Annotated in this window: 5 protein-coding genes; 3 read left to right on the plus strand and 2 right to left on the minus strand. The window is 56.0% G+C overall.

Features of this window, described 5'->3' with window-relative positions; genetic code table 11:
* Window positions 1-808 precede the first annotated feature (808 nt).
* Window positions 809-1,225, minus strand: a complete 417-nt coding sequence (locus ATY29_RS33360) for a hypothetical protein (RefSeq protein WP_011053452.1) — start codon at window positions 1,223-1,225, stop codon at window positions 809-811.
* A gap of 175 nt (window positions 1,226-1,400) precedes the next feature.
* On the opposite strand from ATY29_RS33360, the gene ATY29_RS33365 reads away from it, so the two are divergent.
* The 3 genes from ATY29_RS33365 (at window position 1,401) to ATY29_RS36605 (ending at window position 3,202) form a co-directional block, all read left to right on the plus strand.
* On the plus strand, window positions 1,401-2,075 hold the full coding sequence (locus tag ATY29_RS33365) for an MreC domain-containing protein (protein ID WP_029875595.1): 675 nt from the start codon (window positions 1,401-1,403) through the stop codon (window positions 2,073-2,075).
* A gap of 128 nt (window positions 2,076-2,203) precedes the next feature.
* Window positions 2,204-2,743: a hypothetical protein gene (locus ATY29_RS33370; RefSeq protein WP_004679185.1), complete on the plus strand. Its 540-nt coding sequence runs from the start codon at window positions 2,204-2,206 to the stop codon at window positions 2,741-2,743.
* Between the two features lie 174 nt (window positions 2,744-2,917).
* On the plus strand, window positions 2,918-3,202 hold the full coding sequence (locus tag ATY29_RS36605) for a hypothetical protein (RefSeq protein WP_010065539.1): 285 nt from the start codon (window positions 2,918-2,920) through the stop codon (window positions 3,200-3,202).
* 91 nt (window positions 3,203-3,293) lie between these two features.
* On the opposite strand, the gene hemN is transcribed toward ATY29_RS36605, so the two are convergent.
* Complete coding sequence (gene hemN / locus ATY29_RS33380; RefSeq protein WP_080712026.1) at window positions 3,294-4,640, minus strand: oxygen-independent coproporphyrinogen III oxidase; 1,347 nt, start codon at window positions 4,638-4,640, stop codon at window positions 3,294-3,296.
* Window positions 4,641-4,797 lie beyond the last annotated feature (157 nt).

Raw genomic sequence — 4,797 nt, forward strand, 5'->3', positions numbered from 1 at the left:
ATTTTCGTAGACTCTGCTTAGACCGCCACTGAGCCCTAGACACAGCATGTTGCTCTCCAGTTCGTTTCGAAAGGTAGGTCGCTCTGGTCTGGCCACCGGCTTTCGCAGTTTCATAGGGTGGCGCTTGACAGTGCAGCTAGAGCTCACGGGTCGAAGCCGAAATCAGATCGTGACCGGATCGGTGAGATTGCCGACAATCGGCGCTAACAGAGCCCCAGACCGAAGCATTTGCGGCAGTAACGCCGCGTAACGTATCCACATTACCCAGTCCTTCATCTTTCCGCCCGACAGCCACAACGACGTTTGGTGGTCGCTGCAAAGGTCGCAGACCGTATCCTTGCAGCGGCGAGTGCGCCTGCGTTGGCTCCGAGGCATAGCACACAGAATTCCGCCGCCGGCCTCCGTCATTCGCATATGCGCCAGTACCGAACTCAGCTCCCACGCGGTGGGGCCGCCATTGATAATCACGTCGAACGGCGCCCACGGCGTGAGAACCGATCTGCAACAAACGCTAGAAGGGGAAGCAGTAGAAAGATGACCAGCGCGCGGTGAAGACGAATAGGAGGCGGCATCGACCGGGGCAAAAGTGCGTCCCGTGAGAGCCCACTGAAACGTCGAGAAGCAACGACCAAGATTCTACCCGATCACGTCGAGCGCAAGATAACGATCGAGACCAGGCAGCAGACCGACTGCCTCATCTCGTTTTCCCAGCACAGTCTCCACGGCACCCGAGGACCCATTTTAAGAACTCCGAATTACGGCTTTTACAAAACGCTTCTTCAGCGTCTTCTAATGGCAACCGTTTCGATCAGTAAAATCGATTGTTTGGATGGAATGCATTCACGAAAACGATGGCGTGACTCAGCAGTGAAGCGAGCGGCGACCCCATCCTTCTCTCTATGGCGGCCGTGTGCAAGGCAGATCCGCCTGTGACATTCGACCGACAAACTCCTCGTGTCTTGTCATAAAAGCAACACTCCTTCGCTACTCTTGTTTCAGCCGACAAAGCCAAGCCGCATGTTCGTCTCGGCACATCAATGAGCCTAATGGCGGCGCTAGCTGCAAGGAAACTGCGTTCGGTCTTGGTCAGCACCGCCGCTGCGAGTGCCGCGAAACGTGGGCCAAGCGCTTCAACATTTTCCCCGGCGTAAGTGCGCAGCATCTGGTCTTTGAAGCGCCAGCCGACGAAGGAGAAGCCTGGGTTGGTGCGCGGCTCCTTCACCACTTTAGGGACCGGGACGATAAATCGGCAGAGGCCGCGGTAACTCCAAAAAATAATGCGGCGCTAAAAAATTGGCCTCAGGCTAGACCGTGGGTATAGACTGGTAGTCCGGTAGGCGCTATTCGTGCTGTTCCAGCATAACATCAGCCACCCCGTGGATTCTCCAAGGCCTCTTATATTGAAAAAAGTGCAACGCAGTTTTGCCGTCGAGTACAAGAACGGCAGGCGAAAACTTGATGCCAGATCGAACTCGATCTGGGGCAATGTGGATCTAAAGTCAGTCGCGCGCGATCTAGAGGAAGAGGCATTGCCTTTTCTGTCAGGTAGCTCTCAGAGTGGCAAACCCGACAGCGAAATGTCTTTGCCGGAACAAGATCAGGCCGAGCAGTTGTTGACAGCGCCTCTCGGGCCGTCGACAACTGCATCAGATACACAGGAGATGAGCATGGCCGACGAGACTAATACGACAACCAAGGTCGATGGACAGACCGTTGTCGAAACGCCTAATGCGCCGAAGAAACAGCGCAAACCGCGCGCCAAAAAAGTCGCGGCACTCGAGACCGCGTTAGCTGACGCTACGGCAGAGCCGGCAGCTGCGCTGGCCGGGGACGGTGGTGTGAAGAGGAGAGGGCGCAAGACAAAGGCTATCGAAGCCACGGCGAGCGCCAAACGCGCACCTGTGCGCCGTGCTCCAAAGGCTGTGCAGGCAGCGCCGGCTGCCCCGATGACGGCGAGCGATGAAATGGCAGACCTTTTGCAGTTGGAAGAGGAAAATCAGCGGCTGCGCAAGCTTCTTGCTGGAAAACTTCGCGCTGAAAATGAAGATCTGCGCAAACGGCTCAAGCTCGATTGATATAAGCAGCCGGTCAATAAGCGACCGGATCTACATTCTTATCGAGACAAACAATTCGGCAACGGTAATGCTGTTGCCGGACCCCAAACTCACTGCCTGCTTGCGGGATAAAACGCGAGGTCGGATAGATGGCGTCTCCCTGGAAACTTCTTGCCCGACTGATCTCACCGGGTCGCGAACAAAAGCGAGAAAACGGCTCGGACCAGAAGGTTACGCCGGACACATTGGCCATTGCCGGTCCGACCGAAACGCCTGCCGAGAAGAGCCTGATAAGCGCCGTTCGACCGGCAAGCGAGGGGCCTCCCCGTCACGGCCATTCTCCTGCAATTTCCACCGAGTTTGTTGTTTCTAAGGAAGTCGGAATCGGTGGCCACGATCAGGTCGAAGGCCAAGATGCCAAAAACGTTGAGGCGGCCGATCCACCTCCATTCGGCGGGCTTAGTACCGACATCGCCGCTGGGCACGATGCTACGAGGCTCGAGCGAACTCTCGAGGTCGCCCCGCGTAAGAAGGCATCAGCCGCGATTGCAAACGCTGCCCCGGCAGTTCACACTGCGGACCAGATGAGCCTCGACGAAGACATCAGGGTGCTCAGGAGGCAGCTAGCCAGAAAGCTAAGGCTGCAAAACGCGCAGTTGAGAACAATGCTGGAGCGGTTTGAACGGTGACCTGTCGCAGTGCAACAACCTGTCGCCCTGGGCATGTAGTGGAGCCAACGGCAGCATCACCTGTGTACGGCAAGGACAAATAATTGGGGTCCGAACACGGTCCCATTTCGTCGAGATCAACGACAAGAGTGTTTAGGCCATGTTCTAGGCATTTAACCGCGCTCGATCGCCACCGTGAACATCGAGCCTGCCGCAGGTTTCCTGGATGCGCGTCTCCGCCGCCTGCGCAATCGAAGCCGCATTGGTGGCGTCAAGCTGAACTGTCCGGGCGTCTGGTCCGTTTTGAACGAAGGTGTCGCCTGCTTCAAGTTGGCGCGCGCAACCGAGCCGGTGAAGCCGTGCTGCGCCAGACCTTTCACGATATTTGACGGCGGATTTCTTTGCCAGTGGCGAGAGCTGAACTGTGACGCGATCGAGACCGACACATGCCATGGACTGCGAATTCAGCGATCGATTTAAAATCGAGCAATTGGGGGCTTGCCTCCTGCCTAACATCTCGACGAACTCGAGCTCGATTAAGTGATCACTCCAAGGTCCTCCGTTTGCCAGTCTAGATCGGCTGGCGGCCAAGATAAGCATCGAACGCGGCAGCGACATGGCGAAGGGCAGAGCGACGTTCGTGCCGCACACTGACTAAACCGTTGTCAAACTCAACGATCCCATCCTCAGCCAGAATCTCTAGCTGCTTAGCTGAACTCACTAGATGGGTCTGATCAAATCCCTGAGCCGTACAGATTGCTGATATGTCCGCCTCCAAGTAGCACATGAGCTGTTCGATGATTGCAGCTCTTACGCGATCCTCGGTAGCTAAACGGTAGCCCCTTGAGATCGCCAAGCGGCCGGATGCTATGTGCCGGTTATAACAGCTTTGCGTGAGATCGTTTTGAACGTAACCGTCGCCGCAACGACCAATGGCGGACGCGCCCAAACCGATGACAGTTGAGCAGGTTTCGGCAGAGTAACCAAGCGAATTTCGGCGCAGACGACCAGCTCTCTGTGCTATTGCAAGCTCGTCATCCGGCAAAGCAAAATGGTCGAGACCAATTTGCAGATAGCCTGCTGCAACTAACGTATCGGCCATGGCTGAGGCCTGCTCAGCTCGCGCGGCTATATCGGGCAGTGCTGCTGTGTCAATCAAGCGCTGATTTTTTCGAAAAGATGGAACGTGGGAATAACCGAAAACCGCGAGGCGGTCGGGACGCATCGCAATAGCTAACATAGCGCTCTCGAGACAGGACTGGACGGTTTGGTTCGGCAAACCGAACATCAAGTCGAAATTGATACGCCTGACCCCATACAGGCGGAGGTTTTCGACGGCGGTCATCACTTGCGCCTCGCTCTGAATCCGGTTGATCGCTTTTTGTACGACGGGATCGAAGCTCTGCACACCGACGCTTGCGCGATTCACACCGGTTCTTTCTAGGGCTTCGGCCATATCGGTGGTGAACGTGCGCGGGTCGACCTCAACGGCAATGGTTGCACCTCGCTCAAGCGCAAAACGGCCGCGCAGGAGTTCCATTAGCGACAGGAAGTCTGCCGATGGCATAATGGTCGGGGATCCGCCGCCAAAGTGCACGTCACCCACGGAGAGTGCCTGCGGCACTTGCTCGGCGACCAGGCGGATTTCCTCGCGCAGCATTGCTAGATAATCGGTTATCAAAGTGTCCCGACGAGTGATGCTAGTCGGAAAACCACAATACCAGCACATCGAGCGGCAGAATGGAATGTGGAGATAGAGCGAGACAGCGTCATCAGTTCCCTGGCTTCTCAGCCATTGCTCATAAGTGTGGGCGCCGATTTCTGGAGAAAACTCCTGTATTGTTGGGTAGATAGTATACCAAGGCAACTGCGCCCCGCTATTTGTGTTCGGAACGAAAATCGACGACGGTGCGCGCAAAGACTTTCGCCTGCAGTCCGTGTCACGTTCACATACAATATTTGACACGTTTTTTTCCTTCGAAAGCGTGGTCCTATTGGGCACATGCCACGCCCGGAATGGACTTGATGTTCGATTTGACGTCGCATTCGGAAAGGGCCTTCGGCTCATCGCCAGG

Source organism: Rhizobium hidalgonense, assembly GCF_002914525.1.
In the GTDB taxonomy this organism is placed as follows: domain Bacteria; phylum Pseudomonadota; class Alphaproteobacteria; order Rhizobiales; family Rhizobiaceae; genus Rhizobium; species Rhizobium hidalgonense.

Excerpts from the sequence above, each read along its gene's own strand:
- ATY29_RS33370 (WP_004679185.1), top strand. The coding sequence starts at position 2,204 with ATGGCGTCTCCCTGGAAACTTCTTGCCCGACTGATCTCACCGGGTCGC.